This is a genomic window from Amycolatopsis sp. cmx-4-61 (assembly GCF_046548775.1).
In the GTDB taxonomy this organism is placed as follows: domain Bacteria; phylum Actinomycetota; class Actinomycetes; order Mycobacteriales; family Pseudonocardiaceae; genus Amycolatopsis.
Genome location: NZ_JAEBEI010000010.1, coordinates 132,489 through 159,368 on the forward strand (window position 1 = coordinate 132,489; position 26,880 = coordinate 159,368).

Below are 26,880 nucleotides of genomic sequence, written 5' to 3' on the forward strand. Positions count from 1 at the left end.
ACCAAGGAGCACCATGTCGCCTTTCGTCGCGGCGGAAGACCGGTACGCGGACATGCCGTACCGGCGGGCCGGGCGCAGCGGGCTGAAGCTGCCCGCCGTGTCGCTCGGCCTCTGGCACAACTTCGGGGACGACAAGCCCCTCGACGTCCAGCAGGCGGTGCTGCGCCGGGCGTTCGACCTCGGGGTGACGCACTTCGACCTGGCCAACAACTACGGTCCGCCGCCCGGCTCGGCCGAGGCCAACTTCGGACGGCACTTCGCCGCCGACTTCCGCCCCTACCGCGACGAGATCCTGGTGTCGTCCAAGGCGGGCTACCTGATGTGGGACGGCCCGTACGGCGAGTGGGGCTCCCGCAAGAACCTCCTGGCCAGCCTCGACCAGAGCCTGGCCCGCACCGGGCTCGACCACTTCGACGTCTTCTACTCCCACCGCCCGGACCCGGAGACGCCGATCGAGGAGACGATGGGGGCGCTCGACACGGCGGTCCGGTCGGGGAAGGCGCGGTACGCGGGCATCTCGAACTACTCGCCGGAGCAGACCGAGGCGGCGCTCGCGGCGCTGAAGGAACTCGGGACGCCGCTGCTGCTCCACCAGCCGCGGTATTCGATGCTGGACCGCTGGGTCGAGGACGGTCTGCTCGACACGCTCGACGAGCACGGTGTCGGCTCGATCGCGTACTCGCCGCTGAGCCAGGGCCTGCTGACCGACCGCTACCTCGACGGCATCCCGGCCGACTCCCGCGCGGCGGGCGCGAGCCCGTTCCTCACCCGCGACCGGCTGACCGAGGACACGCTGGCGACCATCCGCGCGCTGAACGACGTGGCGAAGGGCCGCGGCCAGACGCTGGCCCAGCTGGCGATCGCGTGGGTCCTGCGCCGCGGCCGCATCACGTCGGCGCTGATCGGCGCGAGCAGCGTGGCCCAGCTGGAGAACACCGTGGCGGCGACCGCGAACCTCGAGTTCGCCGACGACGAGCTGGCCGCCATCGAGCGGATCCTGGGCCGGTAGCCGCCCGGCGGGGGGCCGGGTCTCGGTTCTCCACCGGCGCCGGTGGAGGGCCCGGCCCGCCGATCCGGCCCGCCGATCCGGCCGGCCGGTGGCCGGCGCGGCTCGGGCGCCGCTGACCGAGTCGCGCCGGTGAACAGGGGCGGCCCCCGGTCAGCAGCCGATGCGGCTGCTGCCCAGGGCCACGTCGTCGAACCACAGCGTGTCGGCGTCGCCCGCGTAGCTCTCCCAGCCGAGGCGCAGGTCCGTCAGTGCCGGGTGCCAGGCGCGGGCCAGCCACTGCTGGTCGATGTCGGGTGTCGGCACCCCGTCCACCACCAGGCCCGGTACCTCGGCGGAGTTCAGCCACGTGCGCAGCTGACCGGCGGCGCCGTCGACCTCGAACTCGAAGCAGGACCACGTGCCGGTGGCCAGCGGGACGCTCTGGGCCACCCCCGCCGGGCTCTGCGCGGGCAGCGTCGCGTCGTCGGACTCGCGGTTCCACTGCAGGGCCCGGTTCTGCCCGCCGGCGCGCAGGTCGCGGCCGCCGTCGGCGGTGTCGCGCAGGGCCATGAACGCGACGTGCCCGGTGGGCAGCGGGGTCGTGTGGCGGACCCAGAACCGGCCGAACAGCGGGCCCGAGCCACCCGTGAGGCTGGTGCCGAGGAACGCGTGGTTGCAGTAGCCGCCCTGGCCGGTCACCTTGACCGAGCGGGTGCCCGAGTGCGCGACCGAGGTGTCGACGGCGACCGTGCCGGTGCCCTGGCAGTTGGCCGCGCCGACGGTCCAGCGGCCGGCCGGGGTGCTGCCGGTCTGCTGCTCGAAGTCGTCGCAGATCGTCGCGCTCGCGCAGCCGGCGGGCGGCGGCCCCGAAGTCGTGGTGGTGGGGGTGGTCGGCGTCGTCGGTGTGGTGGGTGTCGTCGGGGTGGTCGGGGTGGTCGATGTCGGGGGAGCGACGTCGCCGCACGAGACGCCGTTCAGCGCGAAGTCCGTGGGCGCGGCGTTCGTCCCGCTGTAGGTGCCCTGGAGCCCGAAGGACGCCGAACCGCCGGCGGGGAGGGCGCCGTTGTAGGACAGGCTCTGCGCGGTGACGGCGGTCCCGGTCTGGCGGACGGTGGCGTTCCAGGCGGACGTCACCGACTGGTTCCCCGCGTAGTGCCAGGTGAGCGTCCAGGAAGAGACGGCGGCCGGGCCGTTGGTCACCGTGATGTCCGCGGTGAACCCGGACTGCCACTGGTTGACGCGGTAGTCGACCGAGCACGCGGGTGCGGCGGCGGCCGGACCGGCCACGACGAGCGCGGTGGTGCCCGCCGCGGCGAGGCAGAGCGCGGCGAGGGCGCCGGCGAACCTGTTCATGGGGTGGGCTCCTCCCGGGGACGCGGACAGGGGCGCCGTGGCCTGCACCACGGCGCCCCTGGGTGGTGGCCGCGTTCTGGCGAGGCGACCTGGCATGGGAGCGCTTCCAGCCGCCGGAAAGGTAACCCCGCTGTGTCGTGCTTGTAAAGAGCGACCCGGACGCGGTCCGATCCGGTGGTCGGTTTTCCGCAGCCGGGGCGCCCGTGCTCGCCACTGAACGCTCCTGAACGGCGGAAGCCGTTGGGAGGCAAAGCATCCCGCGGTCGCACTGCGCCACCGCTCCGCGCGCCCGGACGCCGCCGTTGGGGTGGAATCCGAAAATCCGCCCCAAGATCATCGCCCGAGCGCCGGAAGGCGAACATGGGAGCGCTCTCAGGAAATCGAGGCCCATTCGTTGCGTCCTCAACCTCTCGCAAACCGCCCGGTTTCCGCCCCGTGACGGCCTGGGCCCCCGCTGTCACGCTGCGGTACTGTCGTCGGGGTGCACCCGTACTCCGGAAATCGTTGGATGAACGATGAGTCGACAGGCCAAACCAGGGAGTAAGCCCTACCGTGCACAGCTGCGCGACCGGCTGGCCGCCCTGGGCTTCCCCGAGGCGGCGATCCCGGGCCAGGTGGCGAAGAACCTGGTCGTCGAGTGCCGGATCCCCCCGCGCACCGCGTGGCGCCTCGCGGCCGAGCTCTCGCTCGACGTCGCGGCGCACCAGTACAACGCCGTGACCGGAGACCCCCGCGCGGGCATGCGCGGCACCCGGATCTGGGAGTACGAGCAGTGGCCCGAGCGCGGGGTCCGGCCCACCCTCGCCGCCCTGCGGGTACTGGCGCAGGTCTACGGCACCGACTGGAAGTGCCTGCTGAGCCTGCGTGACCTCGAGCAGCTGCCGGCCAAGGACCTCGCCGAGTACCACGCCGAGGCGCAGCCGGCGCCGGCCCCCGAACCCGAAGCGCCGCCCGCCGCGGCCGTCGCGCGCACCGGAACCCGGACGGACGAGGAGCTCGGCGGCAGCGCCCTCGACGCCGCCATCCTGCTCACCAAGACCAACGTCGACGACGTCCAGCTCGAAGACCTCTGGGCCGACCTCGACTTCGTCGGCGGCGCCTACACGCGGACCGCTCCCGACTCGATCCTCGGCCAGCTCGCCGTGATCGAGCAGCGGACCTCGGCCCTGCTGAAGGGCAGGCAGCGCCCGAAGCAGACCCAGGAGCTGCTGCTCGTCGGGGCGAAGTCGACGGCGATGATGGCCTGGATCGCGGGCGACCTCGGCCGGTACCGGCTCTCGCGCGAGCTCAACTCCGCGGCCTGGCTCTACACCCAGTACGCCGACGACTTCCTCGCCCGCCGCTGGGTGCGCACGTCCCAGGCCCGGGTGGCGTTCTGGGCGGGCAACGGCATCGAATCCGCGAAGCTCGCCGCCGACGGGCTCAACTACCAGGTGGGCGGCCGGCTGACCGACGCGCCGCTGATCCTCGCCGAGGCGCGCGGCTGGTCGTCGGTGCAGGCCGAGCCGCAGGTGCTGGACGCGATCGCCCGCTGGGCCACCATCGAGGACCCCGACGTCGGGGCGGGCGGCGACGACAGCTTCTTCAACATCACGAAGGACCGGCGGCACTACATGGCGGGCAATTCGCTGCTGTCGGTCGGGCAGGCCTCGGCCGCGCTGCGCGAGTTCACCACCGCCCGCGAGGCTTTCGAGAAGCTGTCGCTGGAAAACCGCTGGGAAGCCATGGACCCGATGATCCGGATCGACACCGGCCGCGCGCACCTGCGGCTCGACGATCTCGACGGTGCCGCCGCCCAGGTGGCGCCGCTGCTCGACGCGGGCGTTGGCAAACAGCCGGACATGGTGCGCGCCATGCTGAAGCTGCTGGCCACCGAGCTGTCCGGGCCGCGCTGGCGCTCGGCCGCGACGGCCCGCCACCTCGCCGAAGCCCTGCTGGACGCCCATGCGTCGGCGCGGCCGTGACACCAGACCCGAGGACGGAGGCGCCCGGAGTGGCACCGCACGATTTCCCGTGCCCGGACGTGCAAGCCGAGAGCGAGGAGGACTGGGCGTTCGCCGGGCACACGCGGCGGGACGTCGTCGTGGTCGCCGACCGCTTCGGGCAGTTCGCCCGCGGCGACCGGGTGTTCACGCTGTCGGGCCTGCTGGCCCTGCTGGATTCCGGCGGGCTGGCGGCCTCGGGCGGTCACTGGGTCGTCCACCTCGGCCAGGGCCTCGACGCGACCGACGGCGACCTGCTCGAAGCCGCCTGCGACAAGAGCGAAGGCGCGGTGTACCTGGCGGACCCGGAGAAGTTCCGGCAGCCGTGGGCACGACCCGTGGTCGTCCACAAGAGCCGGCCGGAGAACGTGCTGCTGGCGGGCGTGCACAGCCCCCTGCCGCGGCACTGCCGGGCCGAGCTGCGGATCCACCGGGACAACGAGCTGGTCCTCGACCACCACACCGGTGAGCACGTGCAGGGCATCGTGATCATCGAGGCGATGCGCCAGATCTGCATCGCGCAGTTCGAAACCGCGATCCGCCCCGGCCTCGCCCCGGCCCCGTACGCCGGTGTGTGGAAGCGGATCGACCTGTCCTTCGAGGACTTCCTGTTCCCCCTGCCGGCCACGGTCGAATCGCTGATCGTCGAAGCCGACCTCGGCCGGGACACCAACCTGAAGTTCCGAGCCACGACGTCGGTGCGCCAGCAGGAGCGCACCGTGGCCACCGCGGCCATCGAGTACTCGATGATCGTGCAGGGGCGCATCGACACCCTCGAACGCCGCAAGGCCGACCAGGCCACCGAGGCCTACCTCGGCTGAGTCCACTCCGGAAGGGAACCACGCCACGATGTCCGACCTGCAGCAGCAGGACCGCTCCGCGTCCTTCGCCCAGGGCCTGAAACTCATCCGGCAGCTCGGCGGGACGGACCGGCCCGCCGTGCTGGACCTGTTCGAAAGCATCGGGGAGGCCGAGTTCGGGCAGCAGTGCGTCGGGTTCATCTACGGCGACGTCTACCACCGGCCCGGCCTGCCGCTGCCCGAGCGGCAGCTGGCGACCGTCGCCGCGCTCACCGCGCTGGGCTACGCCGGCTCGCAGCTGCAGTTCCACGCCAAGGCCGCGCTCAACGTCGGCTGCACCCGCCGCCAGCTGGTCGAGGCCGTGATCCACGTCAGCTCGTTCGCCGGGTTCCCGGCCACGCTGAACGCCCTGACGGCGCTCAAGGCGGCCTTCGACGGCCTGCCCGAGGAGGAGTCCTCACCGGCCGGTGAGGACGAGGACGGCGAAGTGCCGTGGGCCGGCATCGAGGACCGCTACGAGCGCGGCCTGGCCGCGATGAAGGCCGTCGACGGCGAGGCGGGGGAGCGGGTCGCCGACGGCCTGCGGGACATCGCCCCGGACCTGGCCGCCTACATCGTCGAATTCACCTTCGGCGAGATCTACTCCCGCCCGCACCTGAGCCTGCGCCACCGCGAGATCGTCACGATCGCCGCGTGCGTCGCGCTGGGCACCGCGCTGCCGCAGCTGAAGGTGCACGTCCACGGGCTGCTCAACGTCGGCGGCACCGAGCAGGAAGTCGTGGAAACCGTGCTGCACCTGGCGTTCTACTGCGGCTTCCCGGCCGCGCTCAACGCCATCGCCGCCGTCCGCGAAGTGTTCGCGCAGCGGTGACCCGGTTCGAGAAACTGCGCGTGGTCGCGCTCGACTGCGACGGCGTGCTCATCGACGACACCTACCTGGCCATGATCGCCCGGTTCGTCACCGGGCACGGCGGGGTGTACGACGCCGCGGCCGAGCGGGACGTCATCGGGCTGCGCGACATCGTCGTCGCCGAGAAGGTCACCCGGCTCTGCGGGCTGGACCAGCCGGCGGAAGAGACGCTGAAGCAGCTGTGGGCCGCTCGGCAGGAGTACCTGGCCGAGCACCCCATCCGCGTCGCCGAGGGTGTGCGGGACTGCCTGGAGGCGCTGGCGAAGCTGCCGCTGCGGGTCGTCTGCTACGGCGGCCGGACCCGCGAGCACACCTTCGACCACCACCTCGGCGGCTTCGTCGACCTCCTCGACCCCGAGGTGCCCTACGTGAGCATCAACGAGCACCGCCCGGGCGTCGACCACATCACCCGGACCGTCCTCGGCGCCGGCTTCGACGAGATCGTGTTCGTCGACGACGTCAGCCGGGTGGCCGAGGACGCCCGCGCGCACGGCGCCGGCTTCGTCGGGTTCCCGTCGAGCCCCGCCCACGCGCGGCAGCGGGACTTCATGGCCGCCCTCGGCGTCCGCCACTTCGCCTCGTCGCTCGCCGAACTGACCCCGGAACTGCTGGCGACCGTCGACGGGGAGCTCGCGGCTTCGACACACTGGCCTCGTTGAGGAGTTCCCCGACCCTTGGAGCCGCTGTGAAGTTCTTCTCCCTGCCCCGTCCCGGCGCCGGGCTCGTCCTGGGCGAGCGCGACGTGCCCGAACCCGGGCCCGGACAGGTCCTCGTCCGGCTGCGCGGGTGGGCGGTCAACGCCCGTGACCTGATGATCCTCAAGGGTTTCTACCCGAAGCCGGTCAAGCCGGACGTGATCCCGCTGTCCGACGGCGCCGGCGAGGTCGTCGCGGTCGGCGAGGGGGTGCGCGCCTGGGCCGCGGGCGACCGGGTGGCGGCGACGTACTTCCCGGACTGGCTGGCCGGCCCCGGCACGCCCGAGAAGACCGCGGACGACCTGGCCGGCACGCTCGACGGCGTGCTCGCGGAGTACGCGGTCTTCGCCGAGGACGCCCTGGTCGCGGTGCCCGCGCACCTGGACTACGCCGAAGCGGCCACGCTCCCCAGCGCCGGGGTGACGGCGTGGCGGGCGGTCGTCGAGGAAGGCGGGCTGGCGCCGGGCCAGACGGTGCTCACGCTCGGCAGCGGCGGCCTGTCCACGTTCGCGCTGCAGTTCGCCGCGCTCGGCGGTGCCCACGTCGTCTCGACGTCCGGTTCGGACGAGAAGCTCGAGCGGCTGCGCGAGCTCGGCGCCGCCGAGACGCTCAACCACACGACCACCCCGGAGTGGGGCGCGGCCGTGGCCGAGCTGACCGGCGGCGGCGTCGACCACGTCGTCGACGTGGGCGGCGGCGGCACGATCGGCCAGTCGATGCTCGCCGCCCGGTACGGCGGCCGCGTCAGCGTCGCCGGCGTCCTGACCCACGAAGGCGGCGCCGACCCGATCCTAATGCTGGTCAAGCAGCTGACCCTGCGCGGGCTCACCAACGCCTCCCGCGAGACGTTCCAGGCGATGAACACCGCGATCGAACGGACCGGCCTGAAGCCGGTGATCGACCGCCGGTTCGCCTTCGACGAGGTCGCCGAGGCCCTCAAGCACCTGGAGTCGGGGACCCACATCGGGAAGGTCGTCCTGGAGAGCGCCTGAGCGCCTGCTGTCCGCCGGGTAACTTTTGCGCGCCCGGGTGGGTATTTCCGGTACCCGTGGTCCGGGTTTGCGCAGCTCAGCGGGGGTGTGTCGGGGCGAAAAAGTCCCCTTTGGGCAGGAATGGCGGCTGTCGGCGGCAACGGGAAGAGTGGAGCTCACCAGGACATCGCCCGAGCAGGCTGCGGATGCTCGAGCGGGTCCGGGCACTGGGGGCGCGGGGAGGGGGTTTCAACCGCCTGGGGGTGGGTTGAAACCCCCTTCCGCCCGCGCGTCGGGCACTCCGGAAGCCACCTCGAGGAACCCCGACCTCTTCGAGGTGGCTTTCGGGGTTTCGGTCAGGTCGTCGTGCAGGCCCGGCCGTTGAGCGAGATCGAGCTCGGCCGGGAGTTCACCATCCCCGAACTCCCGGTGAAGCCGAACTCCGCGCTCCCGGCGGCCGGGATGGTCCGGTTCCAGCCGGCGTCGGCCGCCGTCACCGCCGCCCCGCTCTGGGTCACCTGCGCGTTCCACGCCTGCGTCACCTTCTGGCCGTCGGCGAACGTCCACGTCACCGTCCAGCCGGTCACCGCCGCCGTGCCGGTGTTGCCCACCTTCACCGCGGCCTGGAACCCGCCCTGCCACTGGTTGGTGACCGTGTAGGCCGCCGTGCAGGACCCCGACGGCACCGGGGTGGTGGTCGTCGTCGGGGTCGTCGTGGTGGTCGGGGTCGGGGTCGTGGTGGGGGTGGTGGGGGTGGTGCTCGTCGGGGGCGGCGGCTGGGTGCCGCCGGATTCGCCCACGATCACGCCCCGGCCGTTCGTGCCCACGTAGACCCGGCCGTAGACGCGCGGATCCCCGGTCAGAGCCGCGCCGATGTTGCCGTACTGGTGCTGGTCGTCGTTGATCCGCGTCCACGACGCGCCGCCGTCGTCCGAACGGAAGATCCCGCGCACCCCGCCGATCGAGGCGATCGTGTACAAGGCCGGGTACGTCCGGCCGGGTGCCGCCTTGCCGAACCCGATGTTGTCGGCTTCGGCGACGTTCGCCAGTTTCGTGAAGGAGGCTCCGAAGTCGGTCGAGTGCCAGAGGCCGTACGCCGTGCCGGAACCGCCGGCCAGCCAGATGTCGCCGGCCACGCCGGGCAGCGCCTTGAAGTGCGCCGAGCCGGTGGGCAGCCCGGTGGCCGCGGTCGCGGTGAACGTCGCGCCGCCGTCGGTGCTGACGTAGAACCTTCCGGCGGCGAACCCGTAGAACCGCTTCGGGTCGGCCCGGTCGGCTTCGACCACCGCCCCGGCCGGGATGCCGGTGGACGCCGTCCACGAGGACCCGAACCCGGCCGTGTAGCTGACGTTCCCGCCGTCCGGGCTCCAGACGAACCGGCTGCCGTCGGCGCCCGCGGCCACCGTGCCGCCGGCGGCGTTCCCGCCCGGTTCCGCACCCTGGAACCAGTTCTTGCCGCCGTCGGTGGAGAAGGCGATTCGGTTGTCGTTCGGCCGCGCGGACCGGTCCAGCGTGCCCACGCGCACGATCGTCGCCGGGGACAGTTCGGCGTAGTCCAGGCTGGTGGTCGTGGTGAACACCGGCTGCGTGTACATGGTGGCCGGGACCGCGTCGAGGCTGTCGTGCCGGAACCCGCCGATGTCGCCGAGGCCCGACAGCAGGGGAGCGCCCGACGGCGGGCTGATCAGGTCGAGCACCGCGGTCTCTTCGAGGCCGCCGACGACCGGCTTGATCGTGATCTTCCCGCCGCTGTCCCACTTCGTGAGGTCGGACGTGCCGTAGACGGTCGCGCCGGTGCCGTAGAGCAGGTGGTCGGAGTCGAAGGGGTCGATCTCGACCGACTCGGTCATCCAGCCGAGCTTCGGCGACGGCACCGGCGGCGCGGGCTGCGTCCCGAAGGTCAGCCACGGCACCGAAGAGATGTCCTGGGTGTACCGCAGCGACCGGTCGGGGTAGCCGGCGAAGTCCCAGATCCGGGTCCAGGTGGCGCCGCCGTCGGTGCTGCGGAAGAAGATCACGTCCGGCCACCACGACACCTGCGTGGCGACCATCAGCGTGTTCGGGTGCTGCCGGTCGATCGTCAGGCCGCTGTAGCCGAAGTAGTCGTCGGAGCTGTCGGAGGGGATCGGGCTGATCCGCGTCCAGGTGCCGGTCTTCGTGGCGTACTTCCAGACGTCGCCCTTCGCGCCGTCGTAGGGGCCGCCGGTGTCGCTGGTCGCGAGGTAGAGGTAGCCGCCGACCGGGTCCACCACGCCCTTGTGCGCCAGGTACCCGGTGGGTTGCCCGGCCAGCCGTGCCCACGTCGTGCCGCCGTCGGTGCTGCGGTAGACGGTGTTCTGCTTGTCCGCGACCCCGACGTAGATCGTCTGCGTCGTGCTGCCGCGGGTGCCGGTCGACGGGTCGAACGTCACCCAGGTGACACCCTCGTTGTCGCTTTGGTAGCCCGTCGTGTCGCTCGGGTCGGGGGCGTAGTTGCCGGGGTTGGGGAAAGCGGTCACCTTCGCCCACGTGACGCCGGAATCCGTGCTGCGCCAAAGCCCGTTGCCGCTCGGGGCGCCGAGGTAGAGGACGCTGTTGCGGTTCGGGTCGATCGCGAGCCGCTCGCCCATGCCGCGGCCGGGCATGTTGCCGCCGAGCTTGAACGGCAGCGCGGACGCCTGCCAGGTCGCGCCGCGGTCGGCCGACCGGAGGACCGCGCCGGTGTTCGGGTCCCAGCTGTTGGTGTACATCCCGGCCGCGACGTAGACCCGGTTCGGGTCGACCGCGTCGGTGGCCAGGCTGACGACGCCGTTGTGCCCCCAATCGGTCCAGCCGACCGAGTCCAGCAGGGGGATCCAGCGCCCGGTGGTGGTGTTCCACCGGTACGCCCCGCCGATGTCGGTGCGGGCGTAGACCAGCCCGGGTTCGGTCTGGTTGAAGACGATCCCGGGGACGAAGCCGCCGCCGGCGATCTCCGCGTTGCGCCACGTGGTGGCGGCGGCCGCCGGTGCGGCCGGGGACGCCGGTGCGCCGACGGTGACCGCGAGGGCGGCGGGCAGCAGGACGGCGAGCGCGGACACGAACAGTCGTCTCGCTGAGCGGGACCTGGACGGGAAATGAGTTCTCGGCACGACGGTGTGCACCTCTGCCTCCACGGTCTGGGAGCGCTTCCAGAGGGACGGTAAACCAGCGTTCGGAGCGTTGTAAAGCATTCGACGATTTCGGCGATCCCGACTGTCCACAGTGGATTCGGAGGCTCGAAGAGCGGCCCTGCGGGAGCGGCTTGCGCCGGGTTTGCCGGAGTCACATATCTGAACAGCGATCAGGTTTCTGAATTGTTACCTCGGATCTTCTTGCCCGCCATTTTCCGGCGTGTGAGTGTGGTGCCCGCTGGCTGGACTGGACCTACGAAAGAGGCGACCCGGCAATGACCGATCCGTCAAGGGCACTGACAGCCCCGGCGCGGCACATCAGCCGACCCACGTTGTACTTCTTCGGCGCACTGGGCGGCATCCTCTTCGGCTACGACCTCGGTGTGATCTCCGGGGTGCTCCCGTTCATCGGGAAACTGTGGGCGCTGACGAGCTGGGACAAGGGCGTGATCACCGCCAGCCTGTCGGTCGGCGCCATCGTCGGCGCGCTGTTCTCCAGCCGCACCAACGAAGCCCTCGGCCGCCGCCGCACCATCATGGTCGCCGCGGGCATCGTCATCGTGGGCACGCTCGCGGCGAGCGTCTCGCCGACGTTCGTGCTGCTGGTGCTCTCGCGCCTGGTCATCGGGCTGGGGATCGGGCTCTCGTCGTCGACCGTCCCGACCTACCTGTCCGAACTGGCCCCGGCGAAGTGGCGGGGCGCGATGGGCGCGCTCAACCAGATCTTCATCGTGCTGGGCATCCTGATCGCGTTCCTGGTCAGCTACGGGCTCGGGCCGATCTCGGCGTGGCGCTGGATGTTCGCCGGCGCGATCGTGCCCGCGGTGGTCCTGCTGATCGGGCTGGTGTTCCTGCCGGAAACCCCGCGGTGGCTGGTCAAGAACGGCCGGGAGGAGGAAGCCCGGCGCGTGCTGGCGAGCGCGCACGGCAGCACCGTCGACCTCGACGAGGAGATCGCGACCATCCACGAGGTCATCCGGCTCGACACGGAGGAGAAGCCGCGGATCCGCGACCTGTTCTCCGGGTTCGTGCGGCCGATGCTCGTGGTCGCGCTGCTGCTCGCCATCGGCCAGCAGTTCAGCGGCGTCAACGCGATCAACGCGTACTTCCCGACGATGCTGATCGGCCTGGGTTTCGCGACGCAGGCCGCGCTGCTGTCCGGCGTGCTGCTGGGCGTGACGAAGTTCCTGTTCACCGCCTGGGTCGTGTTCGTGGTGGACCGCTGGGGCCGCAAGCCGCTGCTGCTCATCGGCAACGTCATCATGGTGCTGACGCTGGTGGCGGCCGGGCTGGTGGTGCTGAACGTGCACGACACCGGCACGCGCGGCCTGCTGATGCTGGTGATGATGGTGCTCTACCTCGTCGGGTACGAACTCGGCTGGGGCGCGGTCGTGTGGGTGATGATGTCGGAGGTTTTCCCGCTGAAGTACCGGGCGACGGGCATGGGCGTCAGCAGCGTGGTCCTGTGGGCGGCCACGGGCATCGTGAGTGCGGTGTTCCCGATCATCTCCGACCCGAAGTCCCTCGGCATCGGCGGCTCGATGTTCCTGTTCGCCGGGGTGAACGTGGTGCTGTTCGGGCTCACCAAGTGGCTGGTCCCGGAGACCAAGGGCCGTTCGCTGGAGCAGATCGAGCTCGACCTGCGGGCTCGCCAGGGCGTCGCGGCCAAGAGCTGACAGCCGCAGTTTCGGTGGATCACTCCCCGGGTACCAGTGAGACGGGAAAGTTCACCACACTGGGGAGTGATGCCGATGTCTCGGTGGCAAAAAGGAATCTCCAAGCCCAAAGCCGTGGGTGTGGCGATCGTCTGGGTGGCGTTGATCGTCTTGGCGCTGGTGAAGGGCGTCAAGGGCATGCCGGTGTGGCTCTGGGTGGCGTTCGGGGTGGTGGGCGTGGGCTTCGCCCTTTGGGCGGGGTTCTCCAAGCGCGGCCGCAACACCTGGTTCGAAAAGGGCGGCTCCGGGCCGACTTCCACCTTCTCGTAGCGGATTCAGGCGGCGCCGGGACTCGTCATCACGTCGGGACACCGACGAGGGCGAGTTTCCCGGCCAGCCGCCCGATCCACGCCTCGACTTCTTCGGGCGAACGGTCGGGCAGGCCGAAGATCGTCTCGGTCACCCCGAGGGAATCCAGGTGCGTCAGGCGTTCCGGATCCGGCCGTTCGCCGAGTGCGCAGATCCGCGGCGCTCCTGCGCGCCCTTCGGAACGCCAGATCTCCTTCAGCAGCGCCACGTGCCCGTCGAGGCCGGTGTCGGCCGGGGTGGTGAGCCAGCCGTCGGCGTGGCGGGCGATCCAGCGGAACGTCTTCTCCGTCGGACCCGCGCCGAGCAGCACCGGGATGTGCGGCTGGACCGGCTTCGGCCACGCCCAGCTCGGTCCGAAGGAGACGAACTCCCCGTCGTAGGCCGCTTCCTCCTGGGTCCACAGTGCACTCATCGCTTCGAGGTACTCGCGCAGCGCGGTGCGGCGGCGGTTCCCCGGCACGCCGTGGTCGGTCAGCTCGTCGACGTTCCAGCCGAAGCCCGCGCCGAGCGTGACGCGGCCCCCGGAGAGGTGGTCGAGGCTGGCGATCGTCTTGGCGAGGGTGATCGGGTCGCTCTCCACCGGCAGGGCCACGGCCGTCGAGAGCCGGATGCGCGAGGTCACCGCGGCCGCCGTCGCCAGGGCGACCCACGGGTCGAGCGTCCGGCGGTAGCGGTCGTCGGGCAGTGACGCGTCCCCGGTGCGCGGGTGCGGTGACTCGCGCTTCACCGGGATGTGGGTGTGCTCGGGGACGTAGAAGGTGGAGAACCCCGCGGCCTCCGCGGCGCGCGCCGCGGCCGCCGGGGTGATTCCCCGGTCGCTGGTGAACAGCACGATTCCGTAGTCCACCCGCGGAGCGTATTAGAACGTGTTTCAGTTTTCAAGACGGCCGGACGGTCGCTCGCGGTGAGGGGGTGGTCACCCGAGGTGGGCTTGAGGGGTGTTCGATGCCGGGCTGGGAGACTCGGGGTCGGCAGTCGCGGGCACGACCGGAGGTGCAGGGTGGACCAGACGCTCCACTGTGGACGATCAAGGGCGGTGTCCCACTCCGTGGGCACGACCGCGGGGCGGGATGGCGTGCGGGGGGCCGGATCCGATACCGTGGACCACAGGTCGAGAGGCGCTGCAACGGACCACCGGGTCCGCCACGCTCGGCCGGGACTGACCACCCAAGGGCGCCTCCCGACCGAGGGAGGCTGCCGGTGAACACCCCGCACGAGTCCGAAGCCAGGTTGCGCACCCTGCTGGACCAGCGGGTGGCCGTGCTCGACGGCGCCTGGGGCACCATGCTGCAGGGCGCCGGGCTGACCCCGGCCGACTACCGCGGGGCCCGCTTCGGCGACCACACCCACGACGTCACCGGCGACCCCGACCTGCTGAACCTCACCCGCCCGGACGTCATCCTCGACGTCCACCGCCAGTACCTGGCCGCGGGTGCGGACATCACCACGACCAACACCTTCACCGCGACCAGCATCGGCCAGGCCGACTACGGCCTGCAGGCCTGCGTCCACGAGATGAACGTCCGCGGCGCGCAGCTGGCCCGCCAGGCCGCCGACGAAGCGGGCGGCAAGTTCGTCGCCGGGTCGATCGGCCCGCTCAACGTCACCCTCAGCCTGTCGCCCAAGGTCGACGACCCGGCGTACCGGGCGGTGACGTTCGAGCAGGTCAAGGCGGCCTACGCCGAGCAGATCGCCAGCCTCGCCGAGGGCGGCGTCGACCTCCTGCTCATCGAGACGATCTTCGACACGCTCAACTGCAAGGCGGCGATCGCCGCCGCGCGCGAGGTCGCGCCGCACCTGCCGCTGTGGATCTCGGTGACGATCGTCGACCTGAGCGGCCGGACGCTGTCGGGGCAGACCGTCGAGGCGTTCTGGAGCTCGATCGAGCACGCGAAGCCGCTGGTCGTCGGCGTGAACTGCTCGCTCGGCGCCGCGGAGATGCGCCCGCACGTCGAGGAACTCGCCCGGCTCGCCGACACCTACGTCGCCTGCCACCCCAACGCCGGCCTGCCGAACGCGTTCGGCGGCTACGACGAAACGCCGGAGGAGACGGCCGGCCTGGTCGGCGGGTTCGCCCGCGAGGGCCTGGTCAACCTGGTCGGCGGCTGCTGCGGCACGACCCCGGCGCACATCGCGAAGATCGCCGCGGCCGCGAAGACCGTCACGCCGCGGGAGGTGCCGGCCCCTCGCACGCACACGCGCTTCAGCGGTCTAGAGCCGTTCGGCATCGGCGCCGACACCGGCTTCGTGATGATCGGCGAGCGCACGAACGTCACCGGCTCCAAGCGGTTCCGGCGGCTCATCGAATCCGGCGACCAGGCCGGCGCCGTCGACGTCGCCCTGGAGCAGGTCCGCGGCGGGGCCAACCTGCTCGACGTCAACATGGACGCCGACCTGCTCGAATCCGAGCAGGCGATGACGACGTTCCTCAACCTGATCGCCACCGAGCCCGAGGTGGCCCGGATCCCGGTGATGGTCGACAGCTCCAAGTGGAGCGTGCTCGAAGCGGGCCTGCGCTGCCTGCAGGGCAAGGGCGTGGTCAACTCCATCAGCCTCAAGGAGGGCGAGGAGCCGTTCCTCGCCCAGGCCCGCACGATCCGCAACTACGGCGCCGGCGTCGTCGTGATGGCCTTCGACGAGCGGGGGCAGGCCGACACCGCCGACCGCAAGGTGGAGATCTGCGCCCGCGCGTACGACCTGCTGACGCAGAAGGCGGGCTTCGCGGGCGAAGACATCATCTTCGACCCGAACGTCCTCGCCGTCGCCACCGGCATCGCCGAGCACAACGGCTACGCGAAGGCCTTCATCGAGGCCCTGCCCCGGATCAAGGAGCGCTGTCCCGGCGCCCGGACCAGCGGCGGCATCTCGAACCTGTCGTTCTCCTTCCGCGGCAACGACGTGGTGCGCGAGGCCATGCACTCGGCGTTCCTCTTCCACGCCGTGAAGGCCGGGCTGGACATGGGCATCGTCAACGCCGGCCAGCTCGCGGTCTACGAGGACATCCCGAAGGACCTCCTGGAGCTGGTCGAGGACGTGCTCTTCGACCGCCGTGAGGACGCCACCGACCGGCTGGTGAGCTTCGCCGAGAACGTCAAGGGCAGCGGCACCAAGCGCGTCGTCGACCTCTCCTGGCGCGAAGGCCCGGTCGGCGAGCGCCTGTCCCACGCCCTGGTCCACGGCATCGTCGACTACATCGAGGACGACACCGAAGAGGCGCGGCAGCAGATGGCGCGGCCCCTCGACGTCATCGAGGGCCCGCTGATGGACGGCATGAAGGTCGTCGGCGACCTGTTCGGTTCCGGCAAGATGTTCCTGCCGCAGGTGGTCAAGAGCGCGCGGGTGATGAAGCGGTCCGTCGCCTACCTCGAGCCGTTCATGGAGGCGGAGAAGGAGAAGGCCCGCCAGGAGGGCCGGCTGGCTTCGACCGGCGGGCAGGGCAAGGTCGTGCTGGCCACGGTCAAGGGCGACGTCCACGACATCGGCAAGAACATCGTCGGTGTCGTGCTGGGCTGCAACAACTACGAGGTGATCGACCTCGGCGTGATGGTGCCGGCGGCCAAGATCCTCGACACCGCGGTGACCGAAGGCGCCGACGCCGTCGGGCTGTCCGGGCTGATCACACCGTCGCTGGACGAGATGGTCGCCGTGGCGACCGAGATGCAGCGGCGCGGCCTGAAGATGCCGCTGCTCATCGGCGGCGCGACGACGTCCAAGCAGCACACCGCGGTGAAGATCGCCCCGGCCTACGACAACGCGACCGTCCACGTCCTCGACGCCTCGCGCGTGGTCGGCGTCGTGTCCGACCTGCTCGACCCGGACCGGTCGATCGCGCTGACCGAGAAGAACCGGGCGGACCAGGAGGTGCTGCGCGAGCAGCACGCGAGCAAGCAGCGCCGCCCGATGCTCACCCTCGAGCAGGCCCGCGCGAACCCCGAGAAGGTGTCCTTCGACGGCCTGCCGACCCCGGCGTTCACCGGCGTCCGCGTGGTCGAGCCCCCCATCGCGGAACTGCGCGAGATGATCGACTGGCAGTTCCTGTTCCTGGCCTGGGAGCTCAAGGGCAAGTACCCGGCCATCCTGGAGCAGCCGGTCGCCCGTGAGCTGTTCGACGACGCGAACACCCTCCTCGACCAGATCATCGCCGACGGCAGCTTCACCGCGAAGGGCGCGTACGCGTTCTGGCCGGCGCACCGCGAAGGCGACGACATCCTGCTGGACGGCGACTTCGCGCACGTCAAGTTCCCGATGCTGCGGCAGCAGACGGCCAAGCCCGAGGACCGCGCCAACCGCTGCCTGGCCGACTACATCGCGCCGGCCGGGGACCACCTCGGCGGCTTCGCGGTGACCATCCACGGCGCCGACGACCTGGCCAGGCGGTTCGAGGCCGAGCAGGACGACTACCGCGCGATCATGGTCAAGGCGCTGGCCGACCGGCTCGCCGAGGCCTTCGCCGAGCACATCCACCTGCGCGCCCGCCGCGACTGGTTCGAGCCGGACGCGCAGCCGGAACTGGCGGACCTGCACGCCGAGCGGTTCCGCGGGATCCGCCCGGCGCTGGGCTACCCGGCCAGCCCCGACCACAGCCAAAAGCGCGAGCTGTTCGAGCTCCTGGAAGCGGGCGAGCTGGGCATGGACCTGACCGAGTCGTTCGCGATGACGCCGGCGGCGAGCGTGTCCGGCCTCATCTTCGCCCACCCGGACTCCCGCTACTTCACCGTCGGACGGCTCGGCCGCGACCAGGTCGAGGACTACGCCCGCCGCAAGGGTGTCGAGATCGCCGAGGTCGAGCAGTGGCTGCGGCCGAACCTCGCCTACGACCCCGAGGCGTAGTCCGGCAGCTCGATGCCGGTGGCGAACTTGTCGGTCGCCTTGAGCAGCAGGCCGAGCAGGAAGCGGGACTTGAACGTCCGGTTCCGCAGCTTGATCCGGAGCGGGGACGGCGGCGCCAGGAACGGCCCGGCGCTGCCGCGTTGCGCGACCTTGGCGTAGTCCCGCATCAGCTCCTCGTAGCGGGCGAACGCGATCCGGTGGTCGCCGTCCGCGGCGCGGAGCTCGCCCGCGAGCACGTACGCGCCGACGATCGCCAGGCCGGTGCCGAAGCCGCCGAGGGAGTTGCCGTAGGCCGCGTCGCCGAGCAGCACGACCCGGCCGCGGGAATACCGGTCGATCGTGACGCGGCTCAGCGAATCCAGGTGGAACTCACGGGCCCGCGGGATCCGGGCCATCAGTTCCGGCACCCGCCAGCCGGCGCCCCGGTAGGCGTCCATCAGCAGCTGCCGCTGTTCCGCGGTGTCGGTGCGGTCGTAGTCGAGCTCGGGGGAGGCGAACACGAAGAACGCCGACGCCTTCGGGCCGCCGACCGCGGCCATCCGGCCCGGCTCGTTGTACATCTGCGCCTCGCCGCCGCCGAGCTCCTCGCCGAGTTCGGCGAGGGCGTAGTGGTAGCCGAGGTACCGCACGTAGTCGCGTTCCGGGCCGAACGCCAGCCGCCGGATGGTCGAATGGATGCCGTCGGCGCCGACGACGAGGTCGAACCGGCGCGGTGCCGCGCGGGCGAAGGTGACGTCGACGCCGCCGGTCGTCTCGGTCAGCGACGTGACGGTGTCGCCGAAGACGTACTCGCAACCCGAGCGGTCATACAGGATCTCCGCCAGGTCGCCGCGGCGGATCTCGATCTCGCCCCCGGTGAATTCGCCGGGGATCACCGCCTGCGGACGCCCGGCGGCGTCGACGATCGTCTGGTCCTGCCCGCCCGTCCGGCGGCGCCGGACTTCGTCGAGGATGCCCATGCGCTCCAGCACGGTCCGGTGGGTGGCGCCCTTGAAGTCGACGGCCTGCCCGCCCGGCCGCAGCGCCGGAGCGCGTTCGACGACGGTGACGGTGCAGCCGGCGCGGGTCAGCAGGCCGGCGAGGGCGGGGCCGGCGATGCTCGCGCCGGAGATGAGGACGGTGGGCTCGGTCATGCCGCCGAGCTTCGCCAGGGCGGCTTACCGCTCCCTGGCGAAGCGCTGACCGCGCCCGTCAGCCGCGGGGCGCCCCCGTTTTCCAAGCTACCGGAGAGCACCGACAGTTCCGGACGTCGCCGGTGACCCGCTACTCGATCGCGCCCGCCTGGGCCAGCAGGTTCTGGTACCACGGGTCGTACGGGTGGTTGGTCGCCGGGTAGTTCGCCAGGGGCGTGGTCGCCTGGCTCGCGGAGTCGAAGTCCCAGCCGCGGACCAGCTTGCCCGCCTGCCGGGCCGAGGTGAGGAACGCCGACTCCGTCGCCGGTGCGCCGTAGAACAACGCACCCTGCTGGAGTTCGGCGCTGTCGCCCTGCTGGAACTCGTCGAAGGCCACCTGCCGGTAGCGGATCCGGTCCCCGGCGACGCTGCCGGTGTCCACGCGCAGCGTGTTCGACGGCGTCGGGCCGTCCGCGCCGGTCCACACGCTCACCCGCTGGGCGCCGTCGGTCGCCGTGGCCTTCGCGAACCGCGCGTCGGACGTCTTGGCGTTGCCGCTCCACGCCACCGTGGTGCCCGCCAGCACGCCGTCCCAGTCCCAGTTCTGGCTGCTGCTCTGGCTCCGGTGGATCTCCCGCAGGTGCGTCGCGTCGGTGAAGGCGACCGTCGGCAGGACGCCGTTGTCGTACTGGTGGGACGCCTGCCAGGTGATTTCGCCGTCCGCGCCGAGCTTGCCGACGCGGTACCAGAGCGTGGCCGCGCTCGGCGACTGGTGCACCTCGACGACGTCGCCGTTGTCGTCGAGCGCGACGGCCGGCGTCTGCCCGCTGTCGTACTTGCCGTGCCGCAGCCAGGTGACGCGCCCGTCGGCGCCGTAGGTCCCGGTCCAGTACCAGAGCGCGCCGGCCCCGGAGTCGTGCACCTCGACGACCTGGCCGCGGCCGTTGAGCGCGACCGCCGGGTGGTAGCCGACATCGCGTTTGTACTCGGTGCGGGAGCCGCCGTCACCGGACAGCAGCGCCAGCACGCGCCCGCGCAGCGCGTCGACGTCCGGCGGCGCCGCCGGGTAGTCCTGCGCCCGCAGCAGCCGCGCGCCGAACGCCGACTCCAGCTCCTGGTCGAGCGCGGTCAGGTTGCCGGCCGCGAACGACGGGTTGTCGGTCAGGTCGTCCTTGAGGTCGAGCATGACGACGATCGGCGCGGCGGCCGGGTGCTGCGCCGACCACGTGTCGACCACGGCGAGCCAGTCGCGCAGGTCGTTCGAAGCCGGGTTGCCGCCGCTGTGGTCCACGAGGTTGCCGGGGGAGTCGTGCCCGACGGCGTAGTCGTGGGAGGTGGCGTAGCCGTTGTCGTGCACGTCGAGTTCCAGGAACCGCACGCCGTGGTCGAGCTGGTAGGCGAGGGAGTTCTTGGCGCCGTCGACGTTTCCCGAATAGCTGTTGTGGGTCGCGCGGAACACCGACGCGGTGAACGGCGGGCTCGCGGCGTGGGCGGTGGCGGGGGTCAGGACGGCGGCGGTGACCAGTGCGGAGACGGCCAACGCGGGCAAGCGGCGCATCCTCGGGTCCTCACGTCGGGGAACGGGTGCCGCCCATCCTGGCCGCCGACCGGTTGCGTTGTCTCGAATTCCGGATGAATCCGCGTCCGCGATGCGGGAGGTTTTCCAGCCCAAGGTGTGACAGCGCGGGTGCCGCCGTTGACGCGGGTCGCGCGGTGGCCGCAAGTGGGACGGGTGATCATCCTCCGGCCCGCGACGGGCGGGCGGCAGCTCGGGCTGCTCGCCGTGGTGCAGGTGTGCGCGATGAGCGTCTGGTTCTCCGCCTCGGCGGTCCTGCCCGCGCTGCGCGCCGAGTGGGGCCTGGCGGGCGAACCGGCGGTCCTGCTGGCGGCGGCCGTCCAGCTGGGTTTCGCCTGCGGGGCGGTCGTTTCGGCCGCCCTCAACCTCGCCGACCGGGTGCAGCCGCCGTTGCTGATGGCCGGCAGCGCCCTGCTGGCGGCGGCCGCGACAGCGGTCCTGCCGTGGTGCGCCGGGCTCGCCGTCCCGTTGCGGTTCGCGACCGGCTTCGCGCTCGCCGGGGTCTACCCGGTCGGGATGAAGGTCGTGGTGTCGTGGTTCCCGCGGCGGCGCGGGCTCGCGCTGGGCGTGCTGCTCGGGGCCCTGACCCTCGGGTCGGCCCTGCCGAGCCTGCTGGTGACGTTCGAACCCCTGCGCTGGCCGGCGGTCCTGCGCTGGTCGGCCGGGCTGGCGGCGGCGGGCGCGGTGGTCTCGGCGGTCCTCGTCCGGCCGGGCCCCGGCCTGGCGCCCGCCCCGCCGTGGCAGCCGCGGTACCTGCTGCGCCTGGCGGCCGACCGCCGGCGGCGGCTGGTGTGCCTCGGGTACTTCGGGCACATGTGGGAGCTGTACGCGCTGTGGGCGTGGCTGCCCGCCTACCTCGCCGCGACCGGCGGCCCGGGCGGCCCGACGGCCTTCGCGGTCATCGGCCCCTGCGGCGCGGCGGGCTGCGTACTGGGCGGCGCGCTCTCGGACCGCTGCGGCCGCGCGGTCGTGGCGATGGCGGCGATGCTCGTCAGCGGGGGGTGCGCGCTGCTGTCGTTCCCGCTGTCCGGCACCGCCCTGCTGCTGCCGCTGCTGCTGGTCTGGGGCGTCGCCGTGATCGCCGACTCCGGCCAGTTCTCCGCCGCCCTCGCCGAGACGACGGACCCCCGGTACCTCGGCACGGCGCTCACGGCGATGACGACGGCCGGGTTCCTGCTGAGTGCGGCCACGATCCAGCTGCTGCCGCTCGTGGCCGCCACGGTCGGCTGGCGGGCCGCGGTGCCCCTGCTGTCGATCGGCCCGCTGGTGGGGGCGGCGGCGTTGGCCCGCTTGGGCCGGTAGCCGGGAGCGGGGTGACTCGGGTCGGAGTGCCTGTCCCCGGCTACGGGGGCGGCCGCGCGGTCCGCTCTTCGGGGCGCCCGCGACGGCCCGCCTGGGCCGGTAACCTCGCCGCATGGTGGCAGAACACGTGATCGTCACGTCCACGACGGACTCCGAAGCCTCGGCGCGGGAGCTGGCCACGCAGGCGGTCGAAGCCCGGCTCGGGGCCTGCGCCCAGATCGTCGGGCCGATCACCAGCGTCTACCGGTGGGACGGCGCCGTGCGGGCCGACCGGGAGTGGCGGGTCGAAATCAAGACCACCGCCGAGCGGGTGCCCGCGCTCACCGAACGCCTCCGGCAGCTGCACGGCTACGACCTGCCCGAGGTCGTCGCCACGCCGATCGTCGGCGGCAGCGCCGGATACCTGGCCTGGCTGAGCGACGAGACCGCTGGCTAGATTCGGCGCATGGAGCACGAAGGACTCAAACAGCGCTTCGCGACGCTGACCACCGCCCACCTCGCCGACGCCTGCATCCGCGCCGGGCTGCCGGTGCGCTGCGCGCCCGCGCCGACGCGCGCGGTCGTGCCGGGCAGCCGGCTGTTCGGCCCGGCGGTCCCGGCCCGGCACGTCGGCAGCGTCGACGTCTTCCTCGAAGCGTTCGAGAACGCGCCCGAAGGGGGCGTCCTGGTGGTCGACAACGGCGGACGGCTCGACGAAAGCTGCGTCGGGGACCTCGTGGTCCTCGAGGCGCGCGCCGCGGGGCTCGCCGGGGTGGTGATCTGGGGCCTGCACCGCGACACCGCGGACATCCGCGCCATCGGGCTTCCGGTGTTCAGCCTCGGGTCGCTGCCCACCGGGCCGCTCAGCCTGGGGCCGCGCGTCGACGGCGGGCTGGCGGAGGCGATCGTCGGGACCTGGCGGATCGGGCCGGCGGACCTCGTGCTGGGCGACGACGACGGCGTCCTCTTCGTCCCGCTCGACCGGGCGGGTGAACTGTTCACCCTCGCGGAAGGAATCCGCGACACCGAACGCCGGCAGACCGACCGGATCCGCGGCGGCGAACCGTTGCGCCGGCAGGTGCGGTTCGGTGAATTCCTGGCGGCGCGGGAAACGAATCCGGGCTTGACTTTCCGAGCTCACCTCAGGGCCGTGGGCGGCGCCATCGAAGAGTGACCACGAAAGTGTGATCGCCGCCCGTATCGGGTATTCCGGCCTGTAGCGGGCGCGGGAGGCGGAACCATGAACACGCTCATCGGATTCGGCAGGGACATCGAATACCACTTCGCCCGGGGGCTGCGTGCCTACCTCGCCCGGGTCGCCCGGGCGGTCGGCGTCGGGTACGAATCGTGTTCGCTCGACCTCGACGTCCCCACCTCCGGGTACGTCGCGCTCGAGCGGACGCGTCCCGACCTGCCGGGGCACGACCTGGCCCTCATCTGGGACGAGGTGCACGGCTGGTCGGCGGTCGTCGAGCCGACGGGCGGCGGCGCGGTGCGGGTGCTCGGCTATCTCGGAGGCCCGCAGGTCCTGCCCGAGCCGCGGGCGGTCGCCCGGTTCCTGGAGGCGCTGCGGGTCGCCGGGCCGCCCGCCGGCTCGTTCCACCCGCCGGTGTTCCGCGCGGCGGGCCACCACGAGGAGCTGGTCGACTGGCTGCCGGCGAGCGGCCCCGAAGGACTGCTGCGGCCGAGCTCCCCGGCCTGGTGACCGGCGGGGCGCCTAGGATGGGCGGGCAGTCACCGCCGGAGTGAGGGAACGCCGTGAGCAGCGCCGAGGAACCTCGTCCCGTCCGTGTCCTGCTCGTGGAGGACCACGACATGGTCGCCGAGGCGCTGCAGCAGGCCCTCGACCGCGCCGACGGCATCACCGTGGTCGGCCGGGCGCGGTCCCGGGCGGAGGCCCTCGCCGACGTGCTCGGGCACGCGCCCGACGTCGTGGTGCTGGACCGGCGGCTCGCCGACGGCGACGCGCTCGACGTCATCGCGCAGCTCGGGGCGGGTGGCGCGCGGGTGCTGGTGCTGACCGGCGACGCGACCCCGGCGGTCGCCGTGCAGGTGGCCAAGGCGGGCGGCGCGGGGCTGCTGCTCAAGTCCGCCCAGCTCGGCGTGCTGGAAGCCGCCGTGCGGGACGTGGCCGCCGGCGCCGTGGTCTTCGACCCGGAGCTGCTGCCCGGCCTCTTCGACCGGCTCGCCGGCCGCAGCCCGGGCGCGGCGCTGACCGCGCGGGAACGCGAAACCCTCAACCTGCTCGCCGAGGGCGCGACCACCGACGAAATCGGACGGCGGCTGGGCGTGTCCCGCAACACGACCCGCAACCACGTCCAGCGGGTGCTGGAGAAGCTGGGCGCCCGGTCGAAGCTCGAAGCCGTCGCGGTGGCCCGCCGGGAGGGCCTCATCGGCTGATGCACCTGCACCAGCCGCAGGGGGGCGTTTGCATCTCGCGCCGCCCGGTGCTCGTCGCGCAGGCTTGCCGGGTGAAAACTTCTGCCCCGCTCACCGCGGAGTGCGTGCTGACCGGCTCCACGGGCGGCCTCGCCCTCGCCCGCCGGTTCACCCGGCTGGTCCTGCGGGCCTGGACCGATGGCGTCGCCGTCGACGACGCGCTGCTGGTCGTCACCGAGCTGGCGGCGAACGCGTTGCGCCACGGGGCCGGCCACCCGGTGCTGCGGCTGAGCGTGGCCGCCGCGGACCTGCGCATCGAGGTCTTCGACGACAACCCGGCGCCCCCGGTGCGCCGCCCCGCCGGGCCCGACGGCGGCTGGGGTCTCGCCCTCGTCGACCGCCTGTCCTCGCTGCGGGGGACCGAGCGCCACGGCCGCGGCAAGGTCGTCTGGTGCGTCCTGCCCGCCCCGGCCGCCGGGGTGGCGGGCTGAGCCGCCGGTCCGTGGCCTCGCCGGACGCGCCGGGATCCGGCAGAGTTGCCCCATGGACGACGACCGGTTCCGGCTGCTGGTGCAGGGCGTGCTGGACTACGGGATCTTCATGCTCGACACCGAAGGCCGGGTTTCGACGTGGAACGCGGGCGCCGAGCGGATCAAGGGGTACACCGCCGAGGAGATCATCGGGCAGCACTTTTCGGTGTTCTACCCGGCCGAGGACGTGGCGGCGGGCAAGCCCGCCCGGGAGCTGGAAACGGCCGTCGAAGAGGGACGGCTGGAGGACGACGGCTGGCGGCTGCGCAAGGACGGCACCCGGTTCTGGGCGAACGTGGTGATCACCGCGTTGTACGACGAACAGGGGCGGCTGCACGGGTTCGGGAAGGTCATCCGGGACGTCACCGAGCGCCGCGCGGCCGAACTGGCGCTGCGGGAAAGCGAAGAACGGTTCCGCCTGCTCGTCCAGAGCGTCCAGGACTACGGCATCTTCATGCTCGACACCGGGGGGCACATTTCGAGCTGGAACGCGGGCGCCGAGCGGATCAAGGGGTACACCGCCGAGGAGATCATCGGGCAGCACTTTTCGGTGTTCTACCCGGCCGAAGACGTGGCGGCGGGCAAGCCCGCCCGGGAACTCGAGACCGCCGTCGCCGAAGGGCGGCTGGAGGACGAGGGCTGGCGGGTGCGCAAGGACGGCACGCGGTTCTGGGCGAACGTGGTCATCACGGCGTTGCTCGACGAGCACGGGCGGCTGCACGGGTTCGGGAAGGTCACCCGGGACATGACCGAGCGCCGCAACGCCGAGCAGGCCCTGCGCGAACGCCGGCGGCTGGTCGGGCACCTCGTGGAGGCCCAGGAGGTGGAGCGGCGCCGGATCGCCTGGGACGTGCACGACGAGTCGATCCAGTCCATGGTCGCCGTCGGCATGCGCCTGCAGCTGCTGGCCTCCCGGCTGCCGGAGCCGCACGCCGCCGCCGTCGGCAGCCTCGACGAGTCGGTCGCCGCCGCGATCGCCCGGCTGCGCGGCCTGGTGTCCCGGCTGCGGCCGCCGGAGCTCGACCGGCACGGCCTCGTGGAGGCGGTCTCGGCCTACGTCGACGACGTCGCGGGCCGCTGGGGACTGGCGCACGAGGTGCGGGACGAGCTCACCGCCGAGCCGTCCCCGGAAGCGGCGATCACCGTCTACCGGATCTGCCAGGAGGCGCTCAGCAACGTCCACCGGCACGCGCGCGCCACCCGGGTCCTGGTCACGCTGTCCACTGTGGACCGCGGAACCCGCGTGCGGATCGCCGACGACGGCGTCGGCACGGCCGGGGGCGACGCCGGCACGGGCCACTTCGGGCTGGTCGAGATGCACGAACGCGCCGAAGCGGCCCACGGCTGGCTCTCGGTGGACAGCACACCCGGCGAGGGCACCGTCGTCGAGTTCTGGCTGCCGCTGCTGCCCGACGCGACGGAGCTCGAACCGTGACCGAGCTGCGCGTGCTGATCTCCGACGACGACGTGATGATCCGCGAGGTCCTGAGGGAGGTCCTGGAGTCCGAGGCCGACATCGCCGTGGTCGCGGTCGCCGGCGACGCCGACGAGGCGATCCGGCTCGCCGAGCGGCACCGGCCCGCGGTCGCCGTCCTCGACGTCCGGATGCCGGGCGGCGGCGGGGCGCGGGCCGCGCGCGAAATCGCCCGGTGCAGCCCGGACACCGCCATCCTCGCCTTTTCCGCCTACGCCGACCGGGCCTCGATCGCCGGGCTGGCGGCGGCGGGCGTCACCGAGTACCTGGTGAAGGGCGCGCCGAACGTGGAGATCGTCGAAGCCGTCCGGCGGCTGGGCCGCCGGGCGGCCGGGTGAGCGGTCACGGGACCGGCCGGACGTCCGCGACGCTGTCGAAGTCGGTCGGCACCAGCGTGAACAGCCGCCGCACCGCGCGGGACCGGCCGGCGGCCACGGTGAGGCGGGCCCCGGCCGCGTCGGCGAGCAGCCGGGCGCGCAGCAGCGAGTTCAGCCCGGCCACGGAGAAGAACGTGACGCCGGCGAGGTCGACGACGACCTCCCCGAGGTCGCCGCGGACGTGGTCGCGCAGCACTTCGTCCAGGCGGCGGGCGGTGCCGAGGTCCACCTCGCCGGTCACCTCGACGAGCAGGGTGCGGGCGCCGGGGCGGAGCACCCGCAGCGCCATGTACCCGCCGGCGGTCAGCCAGGCGGGGCCGGTGAGCTGGTGGTCGGCCGATCGCGGTTCAGGAACCATCGCGGCACACCCTTTCGTCGGGCAGCGGGGGCGGGCCGGACGTGCGGGACGGCGGCAACCTGCCGGCCCGGGCGCGGAACGTCCGGCAGCGGCTGGCGGCTCAACCGTG

Annotated in this window: 23 protein-coding genes and 1 riboswitch; of the genes, 17 read left to right on the top strand and 6 right to left on the bottom strand. The window is 72.3% G+C overall.

Features of this window, described 5'->3' with window-relative positions:
• Positions 1-13: 13 nt before the first annotated feature.
• Entirely contained in the window at positions 14-1,009 is a 996-nt protein-coding gene (locus ACLJOU_RS26835; RefSeq protein ID WP_410570948.1) for an aldo/keto reductase, read from the top strand.
• Between the two features lie 150 nt (positions 1,010-1,159).
• On the opposite strand, the gene ACLJOU_RS26840 is transcribed toward ACLJOU_RS26835, so the two are convergent.
• The gene (locus tag ACLJOU_RS26840) at positions 1,160-2,341 is read right to left on the bottom strand and encodes a cellulose-binding domain-containing protein (protein WP_410570949.1); all 1,182 of its coding nucleotides are present in this window, start codon (positions 2,339-2,341) and stop codon (positions 1,160-1,162) included.
• A gap of 515 nt (positions 2,342-2,856) precedes the next feature.
• Between ACLJOU_RS26840 and ACLJOU_RS26845 the strand changes: the two genes are divergently transcribed.
• Genes ACLJOU_RS26845 through ACLJOU_RS26865 form a run of 5 tightly spaced genes read left to right on the top strand, consistent with a single transcriptional unit; the run spans position 2,857 to position 7,720 of the window.
• Positions 2,857-4,305: a hypothetical protein gene (locus tag ACLJOU_RS26845; RefSeq protein WP_410570950.1), complete on the top strand. Its 1,449-nt coding sequence runs from the start codon at positions 2,857-2,859 to the stop codon at positions 4,303-4,305.
• Between the two features lie 29 nt (positions 4,306-4,334).
• Positions 4,335-5,144 carry an AfsA-related hotdog domain-containing protein gene (locus ACLJOU_RS26850; protein ID WP_410570951.1) on the top strand — a complete coding sequence of 270 codons (810 nt, stop codon included), beginning with the start codon at positions 4,335-4,337 and terminating at the stop codon, positions 5,142-5,144.
• 28 nt (positions 5,145-5,172) lie between these two features.
• Positions 5,173-5,994, top strand: a complete 822-nt coding sequence (locus tag ACLJOU_RS26855) for a carboxymuconolactone decarboxylase family protein (protein ID WP_410570952.1) — start codon at positions 5,173-5,175, stop codon at positions 5,992-5,994.
• The gene (locus ACLJOU_RS26860; protein WP_410570953.1) at positions 5,991-6,692 is read left to right on the top strand and encodes an HAD family hydrolase; all 702 of its coding nucleotides are present in this window, start codon (positions 5,991-5,993) and stop codon (positions 6,690-6,692) included. The genes ACLJOU_RS26855 and ACLJOU_RS26860 overlap by 4 nt, the downstream gene beginning before the upstream one ends.
• A gap of 26 nt (positions 6,693-6,718) precedes the next feature.
• Positions 6,719-7,720 (top strand): zinc-dependent alcohol dehydrogenase family protein, encoded by a 1,002-nt coding sequence (locus tag ACLJOU_RS26865; protein WP_410570955.1) that lies wholly within the window; start codon positions 6,719-6,721, stop codon positions 7,718-7,720.
• A 335-nt stretch (positions 7,721-8,055) separates the two neighbouring features.
• Here ACLJOU_RS26865 and ACLJOU_RS26870 read toward each other — a convergent pair whose 3' ends face one another.
• Complete coding sequence (locus tag ACLJOU_RS26870) at positions 8,056-10,758, bottom strand: cellulose binding domain-containing protein (RefSeq protein ID WP_410570956.1); 2,703 nt, start codon at positions 10,756-10,758, stop codon at positions 8,056-8,058.
• A 347-nt stretch (positions 10,759-11,105) separates the two neighbouring features.
• Between ACLJOU_RS26870 and ACLJOU_RS26875 the strand changes: the two genes are divergently transcribed.
• Positions 11,106-12,506 carry a sugar porter family MFS transporter gene (locus ACLJOU_RS26875; protein ID WP_410570957.1) on the top strand — a complete coding sequence of 467 codons (1,401 nt, stop codon included), beginning with the start codon at positions 11,106-11,108 and terminating at the stop codon, positions 12,504-12,506.
• 120 nt (positions 12,507-12,626) lie between these two features.
• Positions 12,627-12,815 carry a hypothetical protein gene (locus tag ACLJOU_RS26880; RefSeq protein ID WP_410570959.1) on the top strand — a complete coding sequence of 63 codons (189 nt, stop codon included), beginning with the start codon at positions 12,627-12,629 and terminating at the stop codon, positions 12,813-12,815.
• A 28-nt stretch (positions 12,816-12,843) separates the two neighbouring features.
• On the opposite strand, the gene ACLJOU_RS26885 is transcribed toward ACLJOU_RS26880, so the two are convergent.
• Positions 12,844-13,701, bottom strand: coding sequence for a TIGR03619 family F420-dependent LLM class oxidoreductase (locus tag ACLJOU_RS26885; protein ID WP_410570961.1), 858 nt, complete (start codon positions 13,699-13,701; stop codon positions 12,844-12,846).
• Between the two features lie 260 nt (positions 13,702-13,961).
• Positions 13,962-14,040, top strand: a riboswitch (S-adenosyl-L-homocysteine riboswitch).
• A 14-nt stretch (positions 14,041-14,054) separates the two neighbouring features.
• Between ACLJOU_RS26885 and metH the strand changes: the two genes are divergently transcribed.
• On the top strand, positions 14,055-17,684 hold the full coding sequence (gene metH, locus ACLJOU_RS26890; RefSeq protein ID WP_410570963.1) for a methionine synthase: 3,630 nt from the start codon (positions 14,055-14,057) through the stop codon (positions 17,682-17,684).
• Here metH and ACLJOU_RS26895 read toward each other — a convergent pair.
• Positions 17,666-18,817, bottom strand: coding sequence for an FAD-dependent monooxygenase (locus ACLJOU_RS26895; protein ID WP_410570964.1), 1,152 nt, complete (start codon positions 18,815-18,817; stop codon positions 17,666-17,668). The two genes, metH and ACLJOU_RS26895, sit on opposite strands and share 19 nt — an antisense overlap.
• A gap of 130 nt (positions 18,818-18,947) precedes the next feature.
• Positions 18,948-20,354 carry a hypothetical protein gene (locus ACLJOU_RS26900; protein WP_410570966.1) on the bottom strand — a complete coding sequence of 469 codons (1,407 nt, stop codon included), beginning with the start codon at positions 20,352-20,354 and terminating at the stop codon, positions 18,948-18,950.
• A 165-nt stretch (positions 20,355-20,519) separates the two neighbouring features.
• Between ACLJOU_RS26900 and ACLJOU_RS26905 the strand changes: the two genes are divergently transcribed.
• The 8 genes from ACLJOU_RS26905 (at position 20,520) to ACLJOU_RS26940 (ending at position 26,374) form a co-directional block, all read left to right on the top strand.
• Positions 20,520-21,674 carry an MFS transporter gene (locus tag ACLJOU_RS26905; RefSeq protein ID WP_410570967.1) on the top strand — a complete coding sequence of 385 codons (1,155 nt, stop codon included), beginning with the start codon at positions 20,520-20,522 and terminating at the stop codon, positions 21,672-21,674.
• A gap of 112 nt (positions 21,675-21,786) precedes the next feature.
• Complete coding sequence (gene cutA, locus ACLJOU_RS26910; RefSeq protein WP_410570968.1) at positions 21,787-22,110, top strand: divalent-cation tolerance protein CutA; 324 nt, start codon at positions 21,787-21,789, stop codon at positions 22,108-22,110.
• A gap of 9 nt (positions 22,111-22,119) precedes the next feature.
• Complete coding sequence (locus ACLJOU_RS26915) at positions 22,120-22,827, top strand: RraA family protein (RefSeq protein WP_410570969.1); 708 nt, start codon at positions 22,120-22,122, stop codon at positions 22,825-22,827.
• Between the two features lie 66 nt (positions 22,828-22,893).
• Positions 22,894-23,358 (top strand): DUF6292 family protein, encoded by a 465-nt coding sequence (locus tag ACLJOU_RS26920; protein WP_410570971.1) that lies wholly within the window; start codon positions 22,894-22,896, stop codon positions 23,356-23,358.
• 53 nt (positions 23,359-23,411) lie between these two features.
• A complete protein-coding gene (locus tag ACLJOU_RS26925) occupies positions 23,412-24,053 on the top strand; it encodes a response regulator transcription factor (protein ID WP_410570972.1) in 642 nt (213 codons plus the stop codon).
• A 71-nt stretch (positions 24,054-24,124) separates the two neighbouring features.
• Positions 24,125-24,523, top strand: coding sequence for an ATP-binding protein (locus ACLJOU_RS26930; RefSeq protein ID WP_410570974.1), 399 nt, complete (start codon positions 24,125-24,127; stop codon positions 24,521-24,523).
• Between the two features lie 52 nt (positions 24,524-24,575).
• The gene (locus ACLJOU_RS26935) at positions 24,576-25,997 is read left to right on the top strand and encodes a PAS domain S-box protein (RefSeq protein ID WP_410570976.1); all 1,422 of its coding nucleotides are present in this window, start codon (positions 24,576-24,578) and stop codon (positions 25,995-25,997) included.
• Positions 25,994-26,374 (top strand): response regulator transcription factor, encoded by a 381-nt coding sequence (locus ACLJOU_RS26940; protein WP_410570978.1) that lies wholly within the window; start codon positions 25,994-25,996, stop codon positions 26,372-26,374. The genes ACLJOU_RS26935 and ACLJOU_RS26940 overlap by 4 nt, the downstream gene beginning before the upstream one ends.
• A 4-nt stretch (positions 26,375-26,378) precedes the next feature.
• Here the strand turns inward: ACLJOU_RS26940 and ACLJOU_RS26945 are convergent, their stop codons facing one another.
• A complete protein-coding gene (locus ACLJOU_RS26945) occupies positions 26,379-26,771 on the bottom strand; it encodes an STAS domain-containing protein (protein ID WP_410570980.1) in 393 nt (130 codons plus the stop codon).
• Positions 26,772-26,880: the final 109 nt, after the last annotated feature.